Origin of the sequence: Paramicrobacterium salitolerans (assembly GCF_051513965.1) — a bacterium.
Taxonomy (GTDB): domain Bacteria; phylum Actinomycetota; class Actinomycetes; order Actinomycetales; family Microbacteriaceae; genus Paramicrobacterium.
Genome location: NZ_CP195847.1, coordinates 1,536,298 through 1,550,240, shown reverse-complemented (window position 1 = coordinate 1,550,240; position 13,943 = coordinate 1,536,298). Strand labels below are relative to the sequence as shown.

Genomic DNA, 13,943 nt, shown 5'->3' with positions numbered 1-13,943 from the left:
CTGGCTCAGTAGAACCGAACGGGTCTGGCCCGTCACAGCCAAAGAACGAGCGGCCCGCATGCGCGGGCAAGTGAGGTGGTACCGCGGCATCGCCGTCCTCGCAGGAGAGAAGACCGACCTGCAGGAGAAGAATGTCGTACCCTAAGTCGAATGGCACGCCGCATGACGGAGCCGCGTTCGGCGTCACGCCGTCGCCGACCTTCCCTGATATCGAGACGCAGGTGCTCGACTTCTGGGAGAAAGACGATACGTTCGCCGCATCCATCGCACAACGCGAAGGTGCCCCGGAGTGGGTCTTCTACGATGGGCCTCCATTCGCGAACGGATTGCCGCACTACGGCCACTTGTTGACGGGCTACGCGAAAGATCTCTTCCCGCGATTCCAGACGATGCGTGGCAAGCAGGTTCACCGTCGATTTGGATGGGACACTCACGGGTTGCCCGCAGAGCTCGAGGCTGAGCGCCAGCTGGGCATCACGGACAAGAGCCAGATCGAGGAGATGGGTATCGCGGCGTTCAATGAAGCTGCGCGCTCCTCGGTTCTCCACTACACGGATGAGTGGCGGACCTACGTGACGAGGCAGGCGCGCTGGGTCGACTTCGACAACGATTACAAGACGCTGGACATCACGTTCATGGAGAGCGTTCTCTGGGCGTTCAAGACCCTTTATGACAGGGGCCTCGCGTACGAGGGATATCGCGTTCTGCCGTACTGCTGGCGTGACCAGACGCCGCTCTCGAACCACGAGCTCCGCATGGACGATGACGTATACAAAATGCGCCAGGACCAGACGGTGACGGTGACATTCCCCTTGACGGGGACGAAGGCTGATGGCCTCGGACTGGCGGGCGTGAGAGCGCTCGCGTGGACGACGACGCCGTGGACCCTTCCTACGAACCTCGCACTCGTGGTCGGCCCGGACATTGAATACGCGGTGGTTCCGGAAGGGCCGAACGGTGCCGCAGATTCGCAAACGGCGGATGTGAGCGGCGGTCGGCGAGAGTATCTACTCGCAACCCAGCTCGTCGGCGGCTACGCCAAGGACCTCGGATACGAGAGTGCAGACGAGGCGATCTCTGCAGTGCGTGCAACTGTGCATGGAGCTGATCTTCGCGGTGTGTTGTACGAGCCTCTCTTCGATTACTACGAAGATTCGCAGGTGTGGGGCACCCAGAATGCCTGGCAGATCCTCACGGACGACTACGTCACCACCAGCGACGGCACGGGAATCGTGCATCAGGCGCCCGCCTACGGTGAGGATGACCAGCGCGTCTGCGAAGCTGCGGGCATCCCTGTGATCCTTTCACTTGACGAAGGCGGAAAATTCCTTGCGAGTGTGACGGACGTCGCCGGGCAGCTTTGGTCCGACGCGAACAAGCCGCTCACGCGACTGCTCCGTGACCGAGGGCGCCTCCTGCGGCAGGCGAGCTACGAGCACTCCTACCCTCACTGCTGGCGTTGCCGGAACCCTCTCATCTACAAGGCCGTGTCGAGTTGGTTTGTTCGGGTGACGGAATTCCGTGATCGTATGGTCGAGGTAAACGAGGAGATCTCGTGGGTGCCTGACAATGTGAAGCACGGGCAGTTCGGCAAGTGGGTGGCGAATGCTCGCGATTGGTCGATCAGTAGAAACCGATATTGGGGTTCGCCGATCCCAGTATGGAAGAGCGACGACCCGCAGTATCCACGCGTGGATGTGTACGGCTCGCTGGACGAGATCGAACGAGACTTCGGGGTGCGTCCGATCGATCTTCACCGGCCGTATATCGACGAGCTCACGCGACCGAACCCAGACGATCCGACCGGAGCGTCGACGATGCGACGCATCCCCGATGTCTTCGACGTCTGGTTCGACTCCGGGTCGATGCCATACGCGCAGGTGCACTATCCCTTCGAGAATCGCGACTGGTTCGACTCGCACAATCCGGCGGACTTCATTGTCGAGTACATCGGGCAGACGCGCGGGTGGTTCTACCTCCTGCACGTTCTCTCGACTGCGCTCTTCGACCGTCCGGCGTTCAAGAACGTAGTGAGCCACGGGATCGTGCTCGGCAGCGATGGCCAGAAGATGTCGAAGTCGCTTCGTAACTATCCGGATGTGAACGAGGTCTTCGATCGTGACGGCTCGGATGCGATGCGCTGGTTCCTGATGTCCAGTTCGGTCCTTCGAGGCGGCAATCTGATCGTTACCGAGGCCGGCATCCGCGAGGGCGTTCGACAGCTTCTGCTGCCGCTCTGGAACACCTGGTACTTCTTCTCGCTGTACGCAAACTCTGCGAAGTCGGGCGGTTACGAGGCCGAGGCACGGACAGATTCCGAGGATGTGCTCGACCGCTACATCCTGGCAAAGCTGCGTCAGCTTGTGGCCCAGGTCACGGGGGACCTTGAGGAGTTCGATTCCACGGTCGCCTCGACCCGCCTGCGTGACTTCGCGGATGTGCTCACGAACTGGTACGTACGTCGGTCCCGAGACCGCTTCTGGACCGGCGTCGATGCGGACGGCAACGGACGCGAGGCTTTCGACACGCTGTACACAGTGCTTGAAACGCTCTGTCGCGTCGCAGCTCCGTTGCTTCCGCTCATCACGGAGCACGTGTGGAAAGGCCTGACGGGGGAGCGGAGCGTCCACCTCACGGACTGGCCCTCACCTGAGGAATTCCCCGAGGACGACGCTCTCGTTGAAGCGATGGACCGCATCAGGGAGATCAGCTCCGTCGGTCAGGCGTTGAGAAAGCAGGCGGGGCGTCGCGTTCGACTGCCGCTCGCAGAGCTGACGGTGGTCACACCGGATGCGACGACGCTTGCGCCCTTTGAAGGCATCCTCCGGGAGGAACTCAACGTCAAGCACATCAGATTGGTTGAACTCACCGACTCGAGCGCATCGGAATACGGAGTGACGAGTCGTCTCTCGGTCAACGCGCGTGCTGCCGGGCCTCGTCTCGGCAAGCAGGTGCAGCAGGTGATCCGCGCTGCGAAGAGCGGAGACTGGTCCGAGCGTGACGGCATCGTCGTCGCGGGCGGTATTGAACTCGTCGAGGGCGAGTACAGCTTGATCCTTGAGGCCGCGGACACCGAGGACGCCACCGAGATCGGGCTTCTGAGCGACGCAGGCTTCGCCATTCTCGACACATCGAGCAACGCGGAGTTGGAAGCAGAGGGACTGGTGCGTGACATGGTGCGTGCCGTTCAAGACACTCGAAAGGCCGCCGGCTTCGACGTTAGCGATCGCATTACTCTGACGCTCATCTTCGAGAGCGATGAGGATGCCCGCGCTGTGCGCTCCGTCAGCGGGGTGGACCTAGCGGCAGAGACGCTCGCAACGGAGTTCCGCACCTACGCGGCATCCGAAATCGATGCCACTGGAGAACTTGAAGAACAGGTCAGGGCAGAAGCGCCGACGGTACCCGAACATGTTCACAAGGTGGGCGCTGAAGACTTCGCTAACGCGGGAGCAGTCGCGATCGCTGTCAGCCGCAACCGGAACGGAGACCATGACTGAGCCGCTCATCGGACCAGCCGGGGAGGCAGAGACCGCTGCCGATGTGATCGATGCCTTGCTCTCCCGAACAGGGGAGGGGCGTCCGCGCCCGCGCCTTGAACCGACCCGTCGCGTGGTGGAACTGCTCGGCGACCCTCAGCGTGCCTATCCGATCATTCACCTGACGGGAACGAACGGGAAGAGCAGCACGTCGCGCATCACGGAGAGCATCCTGCGAGCGCACGGTCTCCGAACCGGACTCTTCACGAGCCCGCACCTCCGGTCCTTCAACGAGCGAATTACGATCGACGGATCGCCGATTTCTGACGACAAACTCGTGGAGAACTGGCGCGATGTCCTTCCGTACATTGAGATGGTCGACGCCGAGCTCATAGGTGCAGGAGAAGTGCGCCTCACATTCTTCGAGGCGCTGACGGTGCTTGCCTTCGCCAGTTTCGCGGATGCTCCGGTAGATGTCGCGATCATCGAGGTCGGGATGGGTGGCGAGTGGGACTCCACGAACGTCGCTGACGCGGACGTTGCGGTCTTCACACCCATCGACATCGATCATCAGGCGACGCTCGGGGGTACGCTCGCCGAAATCGCGCGTACGAAATCAGGCATCATCAAGCCTGGAGCCCGGGTCGTCGCGAGCGCTCAGCGCGCGGTTGCCCTCGCTGAGATCGAGCGAGCTGCGGATCGGTTGGACGCTACGGTCCGCGTAGAGGATCGCGATTTCCTTCTGGCATCCGACCTCGTCGCGGTGGGCGGACAGGTCATCTCCGTGCAGGGGCGAGCGGCTCGCTACGACGATCTGTTCCTCCCGATGTTCGGCGACCATCAAGGACACAACGCGGCGCTTGCGATTGCGGTGTGCGAGACCTTTCTCGGCGATGGCGCGACTCCGCTCGACGGAGATGTACTCGCTCAGGGACTTGCGGAAGCGAAGTCACCCGGTCGGTTGGATCTCGCGGCGACGGGACCGACAATTCTCGTCGACGCGGCCCATAATCCCCACGGAGCGGCCTCGCTCGCGTCAGCACTCGACCGCTATTTCGATGCGTCGGAGATCGGGGTCGTGATCGCGACGCTGGAGGACAAGGACACTCGCGGCATCCTCACCCACCTCTTGCCGAAATCAGAACGGTTCTTCGCGACTCAGGTGGAGTCCGAGCGCGCCCTCGCGGCTGACGATCTCGCCGCCGAAGTCGCGCGGGCGGGGGCTGGCGACCGAGTGGACGCGTATGAGTCCGTGGAGGAAGCGCTCGAAGAAGCACGAGAGTGGGCCACCGCGGACGAAGGACGGATGGTCTTGGTCGCGGGATCGGTCATCCTCGCTGGGGAAGCGCTCGTCGCCATCGACGATCGGGGGTGGGCGTGAGAAGCCAAAACATCAAGGCAACGCTTGGCTCTATTGTCTTCAGCGCCGAGCTGCTCGTTGTCTTTCTCGGTGCTCTGGTCGCCTTCGGGCTCAAGGCAGTCGATCCGGTCACCGCGTTCGTCGGAGGCGGAGTCCTCTGCGTCATGATGGTGGCGGTGATCCCGGTCCTACGCTTCCGGTGGGGGCTGATCTGCGGCTGGGTGCTCCAAGGCGTTATCGTTGCTACCGGCATCGTAATGCCCATGATGTACGTCGTCGGCGGGCTGTTCGCGATCATGTGGGTCTACTGCATGATTGTCGGCGCTCGGATCGATCGGGAAAAGTCCGCTCAGCAGGAAACAGGAGATTGAACAAATGGCCGTAGAAGAGACACTCATCCTCGTGAAGCCCGACGGTGTCGCCCGGGGACTGACAGGGGAGATCCTCCGCAGAGTAGAGGCGAAGGGCTACACTCTCGTCGATCTTCGCCTTGTGCACGCGGACCGCGATCTGCTGGCGGCCCACTATGCCGAACACGAGGGCAAACCCTTCTACGAGCCGCTTGTCGAGTTCATGATGTCCGGTCCGGTGGTCGCCATTCGGGCTGCGGGTGATCGCGTCATCGAGGGCTTCCGCTCACTTGCCGGCACGACAGATCCGACGAGCGCGGCTCCCGGTACGATTCGCGGCGACCTGGGGCGAGACTGGGGACTTCCGGTTCAACAGAACCTCGTGCACGGTTCAGACAGCACGGAATCGGCGGCCCGAGAGCTCTCGCTCTGGTTCTCCTGAGAACGTTTTGGAAGCGCGTCCGGCGATCGCTGGACGCGCTTCGTGTATCTCAGAAGATGTGCCCGATCACATCGAGCTGAAGCTGTGCGAGCAGCGCGACGAGCACGTATGTGACGAGTGTGATGAGCGGAGTCCAACCGGCAAGAGCGGCGCCCGCACGCCGTGCTTTGTCGCCGAGGGGTAGAGCGCCCGATCGCAGAACGTGGAAGGTGACGGCAAAGAATGACGGGATCGTCACTGACCACGTCACCATGCACCATGGGCAGAGCGAGCTCAGAACGTAGATGCTCTGATAAATGAGCCAGGCGACGAACCCGATTGCGAAGACGAAGCCGAGCCAGAACACCGTCCAGAACCAACGAGGGAATCTCACGCCGGCGAGAAGAGCGACGCCGACCACGACGGGCGCCACCCAGCACGCGAGGCCGATGATCGGGTTAGGGAAGCCGAAGACCGCGCCCTGATCCGATGCGAGATTCGTGCCGCATCCCACGAGGATGTTGAAATCGCATCCGAGGCGAACATTCGGATCCTCGAGCTGTTTGTATTTGTCGAGAGTCAGCGCGAACGCGGCATACCAGCCGATGACGCCAGCAACGATCAGTAGGATGCCGAGCGCGAAAGGACGCTCGCGGACTCGAAGAGTTGGGGCGGTGTCGGTCACGTTCGGATTATGGCACACACCGCTGGAACTGAACGTGGTGAGGCGTCCCATCGAGTAACGTGCGATAATGGCAGAGTCCTAGACGAACCGCGCTTTGTCTAGCGGCATATAAGGCTTATTGGGCCCGGGAGGCCCGGTTGTTGTGAATCGGTCGGAGTGACCGAGGGTTTGTGATCAGAGCAGAAGCCGATCGCAGGCGACAGGATTGTGGAGGAGTTCGCTGAGGCGCATCTTCCCTATGAGAGTTCCCGGATGGGCGGCGCGGCTGTCAGTCCGGTTGAGGAGTGCACCAGAGATGGTGGAAAAAGAGAACACAAGCACACACCCGGACGAGGGTGGCAGAGAAGTTTCTTCTGCGGATACAGCCGCAGAGCAGGTCGAAGGACAAGAGACTCCCGCGATGGCGGTCGAGGAAGCCACCGCTGAAAAAGCGGTTGACTCTTCGTCAACACAGCCGGACGTGGAGGCCGCGGAGAGCGACGAGGACGCTGGGGGTGTTGTCAAGGCGCCCTCCGATAACGGAAACAACCAGGATCAAGCACCCTCTGAGCCCGAACACACCGGACCGGTGACCACGCGGCTCATCTTCAAAGCGCCCGACATCAAACCGCTTCCGCCCCGGCCGAAGGTTGAAAAACAGGAGGACAGCGCAGATTCGGGCAACGGGTCACGCCGCCGTTCTCGGAGGCGCAAGGGGGCGGACGGCGACGAGGCTCGTCAGAGCGAGCCTGAGCTGATCACTGAACCGCAGAAGGTCAAAGGTTCGACTCGTCTCGAAGCGAAGAAGCAGCGGCGGCGTGACGGTCGTGATGCGGGCAGACGACGCGCGGTGGTGACGGAGGCTGAGTTCCTCGCCCGGCGCGAGTCCGTCGACCGAAAGATGATCGTACGCTCGAAGAGCGGCCGTATTCAGATCGGGGTTCTCGAAGACGACATTCTCGCGGAGCACTACGTCGCCCGTTCCCAGGAATCGTCGCTCATCGGAAACGTCTACTTGGGGAAGGTCCAGAACGTGCTGCCCAGCATGGAGGCAGCGTTCGTCGATATCGGACGAGGCCGTAACGCGGTTCTGTACTCAGGTGAGGTCGATTGGGACTCCGTGGAAACGGGAAACCAGCCGCGGCGCATTGAACTTGCACTGAAGGCCGGTGACAAGGTCCTCGTTCAGGTCACGAAAGACCCGGTAGGGCACAAGGGTGCTCGTCTGACGAGTCAGATCTCGCTGCCGGGACGGTACCTCGTATATGTACCGAACGGTTCGATGAACGGGATCTCCCGCAAGCTGCCCGACACCGAGCGTGCACGACTAAAGAAGATTCTGAAGGCGATCCTTCCTGAGAATGCTGGAGTCATTGTTCGCACGGCGGCTGAAGGCGCAACTGAGGAACAGCTCACACGTGACGTCACGCGCCTCACGAAGCAATGGGAGTCGATTCAGAAACAAGTGGAGAACGGCCATGCGCCAGCACTTCTCCACTCAGAGCCGGATCTGCTCATCAAAATCGTGAGGGATGTCTTCAACGAAGACTTCCAGAGCATGGTGATCGCCGGAGGCGACGCCAAGCAGACCATCGAGAAGTACCTCGCTCAGGTAGCGCCCGATTTGCTGGACCGCGTAGAGAGCTACTCGGGCGGCAAGGATGTCTTCGACGAGTTCCGCATCACTGAGCAGATCGAGAAGGCACTCGACCGGAAGGTTTGGTTGCCTTCCGGTGGATCGCTCGTCATCGACCGCACCGAAGCAATGACGGTCGTCGACGTCAATACGGGTAAATTCGTTGGATCCGGAGGTAACCTCGAAGAAACGGTCACGAAGAACAATCTCGAGGCCGCTGAGGAGATCGTACGGCAGCTGCGCCTGCGTGACATTGGGGGCATCATCGTCGTGGATTTCATCGATATGGTGCTCGAGTCAAACAGGGATCTTGTCCTGCGCCGCCTGGTCGAATGTCTGAGCCGCGATCGGACGAAGCACCAGGTCGCGGAAGTGACCTCGCTTGGACTCGTCCAGATGACGCGCAAGAAACTCGGGCTGGGCCTCCTCGAGACTTTCAGCGAGGCATGCGACGCGTGCTCTGGCCGCGGCGTGATCGTGCATCACGAGCCAGTGGCGAAGCATCGTCATTCCAACAGCGACAGCGGGGGACGCAAACGTCGAGGGTCTCAGGGGTCGTCGAACGGTAACAATGGGGCGCAGCAGAAGTCGTCGGCGCACTCCATCACAGATGATGCGAAGAAGGCTCTCTCTCAGATCGCCGCCAGCACCATTCATGCGGAGGACGAGGTGGGCCAGAAGAGCGTGGTCGGAAAGACCGAGAGCTCGGAAGCCTCGGAGGCGCCGAAAACCCGATCGGAGAAATCCCAGCAGGAACAGACGCCACAGTCGGAATCCGAGAAGGTCGCTATCTTGGATATCCCGATCGAACCTGGCCATGCGGCTGAGACTCGTCAGGTAGACAAACAAGCAGCGGAAGACCTGCTGGGTTCGGTTCTCGATGCCCTCCCGGAGCCAAAGAAGCCCGGACAGGGGCGGAACCGCTCTCGACGCGTCACCACGGCAGCGTTGACCGGTGTACCTGTCTCTGCGCGAACCGACAACGGTGAGAAGACAGACGCATCAGAGTCTGACTGAATCACCGATCCCGAGCGCGCACACGAAGGCCGCTGGTGATGAGCCTCCGGGTGAGTTCATTCGCGCTCACTTCATGCGCGCCTGCTTTGACCAACTCGCTGTAGCGCGTCATTGGGACGTCGTAATGATCGAGATCGAAACTCCGTTCTGGCACGCCCACGGATCGAGCGAAACTGTGAAGTTCGGTCAGGGACGCATCGCTCACAAGATGAGACCAGTAGGTGCCGTGAGCAGGCCACATCGGAGGATCGATGAGTACCGTCATGATTCGATTCTAGAGAAAACGCGCGCGCATCATTTGTCGAATGCTGGTTCAATGCAGTAAAGTTGAGCGTTGGTGAGCTGGCTTATCCCTGTGTCACCGCCATGTTTTCTGACAGGCAGACCTCTTTTCCCGCTGGGTATGTCTGGAGCAGTGACTTTCCTTTGACAGACAATCGGAGCAATCGCTCCTCAGAGAAGTAGGTATTCCAAAGTGGTATACGCAATCGTGCGCGCCGGAGGACGGCAGGAGAAGGTCGAGGTCGGCACCATCGTGACGATGGACCGCGTACAGGCTGACAAGGACGGCAACGTCACGCTTCCCGCAGTTCTGCTCGTAGACGGCGACACAGTCACGAGCGACCAGAAGGCGCTCGAGAAGGTTACGGTCACGGCCGAGGTTCTGAATGACCTCCGCGGGCCCAAGATCGTGATCCAGAAGTACAAGAACAAGACCGGCTACAAGAAGCGCCAGGGGCACCGTCAGGAGCTCACACGCGTCAAGGTCACCGGAATCAAGTAAGGCATCGAGGAGAAAACGAGATGGCACACAAGAAGGGTGCGAGCTCAACTCGCAACGGTCGTGACTCGAACGCACAGCGCCTCGGTGTGAAGCGCTTCGGCGGCGAGGTCGTCAATGCGGGTGAGATCCTGGTCCGTCAGCGTGGAACTCACTTCCACCCGGGCTCGAACGTCGGGCGCGGTGGCGATGACACGCTCTTCGCTCTGGCAAGCGGCTCCGTGGAGTTCGGTTCGAAGGGCGGACGCAAGGTCGTCAATATCGTCGCCGGTGCGTAGCCGACGCGAATCAAATCTCATACGAGGGGCGGGCGGTTGCCCGCCCCTCGTCGTCTTCCGGCAGTATGGAGCCGGCGACTAATCGCGAAGGAGGAGACTACGTGGCAACGTTCGTGGATCATGTCACGCTGCACCTGACTGCGGGTAAAGGCGGCAATGGCTGCGTCTCCGTCAGGCGTGAGAAGTTCAAGCCGCTCGCTGGACCTGATGGCGGAAACGGCGGGGATGGCGGGGATATCGTGCTGTACGCAGACCCGCAGGTGACGACGCTTCTCCCGTACCACCGTTCTCCCCACAGACAGTCTGAGAATGGTGGATTCGGCATGGGCGATCTGCGCCATGGCGCAGCAGGCCAGGAACTCGTTCTGCCGGTACCTGTCGGCACTGTGGTCAAAGACTCTCAGGGCAAGACACTCGTAGATATGACCGAGCCTGAGACCCGGCACGTTGTCGCGATCGGTGGACGCGGGGGGCTTGGAAATGCTGCTCTCGCAACCACGAAGCGCAAAGCTCCCGGTTTTGCTCTGCTCGGCACCCCGGGGTGGCAGGGTGACATTGTCCTTGAGCTGAAGACGATCGCGGACGTCGCTTTCGTCGGATTCCCCTCGGCAGGAAAATCGAGCCTGATCGCCGCAATCTCGGCGGCCAAGCCGAAGATCGCAGATTATCCGTTCACGACGCTGCATCCGAACCTCGGAGTCGTTCAGGCTGGGGAATATCGCTACACCGTGGCAGATGTGCCGGGGCTGATCGAGGGTGCGAGTGGAGGAAAGGGCCTCGGGCTCGAATTCCTGCGCCACGTCGAGCGCTGTGCGGCCTTATTGCACGTGGTGGACTGCGCCACCCTCGAGCCCGGTCGAGACCCGATCTCCGATCTGGAGATCATCATTCGCGAACTGGACGCCTATCCGGTTCCGGAAGGACAGCTCCCTCTGAATGAGCGTCCTCAGCTCATCGCGCTAAATAAGGCGGATGTTCCCGAGGCGAAGGAGCTGGCAGAGTTTGTGCGGCCGGAGCTTGAGTCGAGAGGATACCGCGTCTTCACCATCTCGACAGTGAGCCACGAGGGTTTGAGGGAGCTCACATTCGCTCTTGGCGGGATCGTGCAGCAGCACCGCGACGAGCAGCAGGCTGCGGCTCAACACACTCCGAAGATCGTCATGAAGCCTCGTGCGGCCGATACGAAACCCTTCACAATCGCGGTGGAAGGCGGCACCTACGGGAATGTCTACCGGATTCTTGGTGCGAAGCCAGAGCGATGGGTGCAGCAGACTGACTTCACCAACGACGAGGCAGTCGGCTACCTAGCAGACCGACTGGCGAAGATCGGCATTGAGGAAGCGCTCTTCAAATGTGGAGCGGAGGCCGGGTCTACGGTTGTCATCGGACCGGGTAAGGGCGTGATCTTCGATTGGGAGCCGACATTGACCTCGACAGCGGAGCTCATGTCATCACCGCGGGGCACGGACTCTCGGCTGGAGGGGAACGCTCGTCCGACACGTGGTGAGCGGCGCGAGGCGTACTACGAGCGGATGGACGCGAAAGCGCGCGCACGTGGCGAACTCGAGCAAGAGCGAGAGGCGGGTCTCTGGGCGGAGGACGACAACCAGTGAATGTTGCGTGCCGAGCGGACCTCACTTCTGCAAAACGGATCGTCGTGAAGGTCGGTTCCTCCTCTATCAGTGGAGTCAATGCGGGGCAGATAGATCCACTGGTGACCGCTCTCGCGGAAGCGCATTCACGCGGCGCCGAGGTCATCCTTGTCTCGTCCGGTGCGATCGCCACCGGAATGCCATATCTCGGGCTCGACAGCAGACCGAGTGATCTTGCGACGCAGCAGGCCGCCGCCGCTGTCGGACAAAATGTTCTGGTCTATCGTTATCAAGACAGCCTTGACCGGTACGGAATCGTGGCGGGTCAGGTTCTCCTCACCGCGGGTGACCTTGAAGCAGCGAACTCTCGAAGTAACGCACGCCGAGCGGTGGAGAGGCTTCTCGGCCTGAGGATCCTCCCGATCGTCAATGAGAATGACACGGTTGCGACACACGAGATTCGCTTCGGAGACAACGACCGTCTGGCCTCGCTGGTCTCCATCCTGATCGAAGCCGACGCGATGATCCTGCTCAGTGATGTGGATGCGATCTACACGATGCCTCCAGAGCGTCCCGGGGCAACGCGTATCCCTGAGATCGCTCCCGAACAGACGCTTGGCGACGTCGAATTCGGGGAGGCGAATCGCGCCGGCGTGGGGACTGGCGGCGCATCCACCAAGGTATCGGCGGCACGACTCGCTGCTGAGCGTGGCACCGGAGTGCTTGTGACGTCTGCCAGCCAGATAAGTGATGCGCTTGAGGGGCGTGATGTCGGGACCTGGTTCGTGCCCCGGGGGCGTAATGAAGCAGAGGGCCCGGCTAGACTCGGCGCATGACCGAACCTTCTCTCTCAACGCCGATTCGCACACGTCTTGAGGCCGCTCAAGCAGCCTCGCGAGAGATCGCCCGTCTGACCGGACGGCAGCGGGCTGACGCGCTCGAGTCCGTTGCTCAGGCGTTGGAGGAGAACGTCGATGCGATTCTCGCTGCTAATGCGAAGGACCGTGAGGCTGGCGAGCAGAACGGCTTGTCAGGAGGGCTGATTGATCGTCTCGCATTGACAGAGGAGAGGATATCGTCGCTCGCAGCGTCGGTGCGCCACATTGCTGCTCTAACAGACCCGCTGGGGCAGGTCATCCGCGGAAGCACCCTCGAGAACGGCGTCAAGATCGAGCAGGTACGCGTACCATTCGGTGTCGTTGGGGTTATCTACGAGGCCCGGCCCAACGTCACGGTCGATATAGCCGCACTCGCTCTGCGGAGTGGAAATGCCGTTGCTCTTCGAGGTGGCAGCGCCGCTCTGCACAGCAACGAAGAGCTCATCTCAATCCTGCGGCGAGCGTTGGAGAGAGCAGGGGTCACGGCCGACGCGATTCAGGCGGTGGATGACTTCGGCCGTGACGGAGCTGCGGAGCTCATGAAGGCCCGAGGTCTCGTTGACGTGCTCATACCTCGAGGCAGCGCAGCGCTGATTGACCGAGTCGTTAGCGAATCGACTGTTCCGGTGATTGAGACGGGTGCTGGGATTGTTCACATCTACATCGATTCAAGTGCTGATGCCGAGACAGCGGTGGAGATCATCGACAACGCGAAGACGCAACGCCCGAGCGTCTGCAACGCCGTTGAAACGGTGCTCGTTCATCGTGATGTGTCCCCAAATCTTGTCTCTAAGATCGTTGAGCGATTGCTCGGTCACGGAGTCGATGTGAGGGCAGACGAGAAGATTCGCGATTTCGCCACGGGGGCTTCACCGGCGGCGCCTGACGAGTGGGCAACGGAGCACCTTGAGCTGCGGCTGGGGATGCGTGTGGTTGACTCACTGGAAGAGGCGATCGAGCACATCCGGCAGTTCTCGACCAAACACACGGACGCGATCGTGACAAACGACATGCGTAACGCCGAGCGTTTCCTGACAGACGTCGATTCAGCTGTAGTGATGGTGAACGCATCCACACGCTTCACTGATGGGGGAGTGTTCGGATTCGGAGCGGAGGTGGGCATCTCCACTCAGAAGCTCCACGCTCGTGGCCCCATGGGACTGTCCGAGCTCACGAGTTCGAAATGGGTTGTGCGCGGCGACGGACAGGTGCGTGCCTGACCTGTAGACTGATGAGAGCGTTAACGCGCCGCGAGAAATGGAGTTGAAATGCCCTTTGCGACCGTCCTTATGGCCGAATCCGAGCACACTGTCAATGAACTCGTGATGCCCAGCTTCATGTTCGGGGTCGTGGCGCTTGCGATTTTTCTCATTCTCGGCTTTGCTACGTTCGCCTATCGTGACGTGGCAAATCGCCACAGCCACAAGACCGGGTCAGCGCAGACAGCGCACGCGTACGACACACCGGAGAGTGAACAGAAGTAGCGC

Annotated in this window: 13 protein-coding genes; 11 read left to right on the top strand and 2 right to left on the bottom strand. The window is 61.1% G+C overall.

All coding sequences use genetic code 11. The features are described 5' to 3' along the window. The first annotated feature begins 131 nt into the window (after positions 1 to 131). Genes ileS through ndk form a run of 4 tightly spaced genes read left to right on the top strand, consistent with a single transcriptional unit; the run spans position 132 to position 5,631 of the window. Positions 132 to 3,500, top strand: coding sequence for an isoleucine--tRNA ligase (gene ileS / locus ACSAGD_RS07395; RefSeq protein WP_437585060.1), 3,369 nt, complete (start codon positions 132 to 134; stop codon positions 3,498 to 3,500). Next, positions 3,493 to 4,860: a bifunctional folylpolyglutamate synthase/dihydrofolate synthase gene (locus ACSAGD_RS07390; protein ID WP_437585059.1), complete on the top strand. Its 1,368-nt coding sequence runs from the start codon at positions 3,493 to 3,495 to the stop codon at positions 4,858 to 4,860. Before ileS ends, ACSAGD_RS07390 begins: the two co-directional genes overlap by 8 nt. Next, a complete protein-coding gene (locus tag ACSAGD_RS07385; RefSeq protein WP_437585058.1) occupies positions 4,851 to 5,210 on the top strand; it encodes a DUF4233 domain-containing protein in 360 nt (119 codons plus the stop codon). Before ACSAGD_RS07390 ends, ACSAGD_RS07385 begins: the two co-directional genes overlap by 10 nt. 4 nt (positions 5,211 to 5,214) lie before the next feature. After that, a complete protein-coding gene (gene ndk, locus ACSAGD_RS07380; protein ID WP_437585057.1) occupies positions 5,215 to 5,631 on the top strand; it encodes a nucleoside-diphosphate kinase in 417 nt (138 codons plus the stop codon). Positions 5,632 to 5,680: 49 nt separating this feature from the next. On the opposite strand, the gene ACSAGD_RS07375 is transcribed toward ndk, so the two are convergent. Beyond that, positions 5,681 to 6,295 (bottom strand): vitamin K epoxide reductase family protein, encoded by a 615-nt coding sequence (locus tag ACSAGD_RS07375; protein WP_437585056.1) that lies wholly within the window; start codon positions 6,293 to 6,295, stop codon positions 5,681 to 5,683. A gap of 295 nt (positions 6,296 to 6,590) precedes the next feature. Here ACSAGD_RS07375 and ACSAGD_RS07370 point away from each other — a divergent pair, with 295 nt between their 5' ends. Then, a complete protein-coding gene (locus ACSAGD_RS07370; protein ID WP_437585055.1) occupies positions 6,591 to 8,927 on the top strand; it encodes an Rne/Rng family ribonuclease in 2,337 nt (778 codons plus the stop codon). Position 8,928: 1 nt separating this feature from the next. Here the strand turns inward: ACSAGD_RS07370 and ACSAGD_RS07365 are convergent, their stop codons facing one another. Continuing rightward, positions 8,929 to 9,192, bottom strand: a complete 264-nt coding sequence (locus tag ACSAGD_RS07365) for a DUF4031 domain-containing protein (RefSeq protein ID WP_437585054.1) — start codon at positions 9,190 to 9,192, stop codon at positions 8,929 to 8,931. Positions 9,193 to 9,402: 210 nt separating this feature from the next. Between ACSAGD_RS07365 and rplU the strand changes: the two genes are divergently transcribed. The 6 genes from rplU to ACSAGD_RS07335 all read left to right on the top strand — a co-directional run bounded on the left by rplU (position 9,403) and on the right by ACSAGD_RS07335 (position 13,940). Continuing rightward, positions 9,403 to 9,711: a 50S ribosomal protein L21 gene (gene rplU / locus ACSAGD_RS07360; RefSeq protein WP_437585053.1), complete on the top strand. Its 309-nt coding sequence runs from the start codon at positions 9,403 to 9,405 to the stop codon at positions 9,709 to 9,711. 20 nt (positions 9,712 to 9,731) lie between these two features. Next, entirely contained in the window at positions 9,732 to 9,986 is a 255-nt protein-coding gene (gene rpmA / locus ACSAGD_RS07355) for a 50S ribosomal protein L27 (RefSeq protein ID WP_437585052.1), read from the top strand. Between the two features lie 101 nt (positions 9,987 to 10,087). After that, positions 10,088 to 11,599 (top strand): GTPase ObgE, encoded by a 1,512-nt coding sequence (obgE, locus tag ACSAGD_RS07350; protein ID WP_437585051.1) that lies wholly within the window; start codon positions 10,088 to 10,090, stop codon positions 11,597 to 11,599. After that, entirely contained in the window at positions 11,596 to 12,414 is an 819-nt protein-coding gene (gene proB / locus ACSAGD_RS07345; RefSeq protein ID WP_437585050.1) for a glutamate 5-kinase, read from the top strand. Before obgE ends, proB begins: the two co-directional genes overlap by 4 nt. After that, on the top strand, positions 12,411 to 13,676 hold the full coding sequence (locus ACSAGD_RS07340; protein WP_437585049.1) for a glutamate-5-semialdehyde dehydrogenase: 1,266 nt from the start codon (positions 12,411 to 12,413) through the stop codon (positions 13,674 to 13,676). Before proB ends, ACSAGD_RS07340 begins: the two co-directional genes overlap by 4 nt. A 48-nt stretch (positions 13,677 to 13,724) precedes the next feature. Beyond that, entirely contained in the window at positions 13,725 to 13,940 is a 216-nt protein-coding gene (locus tag ACSAGD_RS07335; RefSeq protein WP_437585048.1) for a hypothetical protein, read from the top strand. Positions 13,941 to 13,943 lie beyond the last annotated feature (3 nt).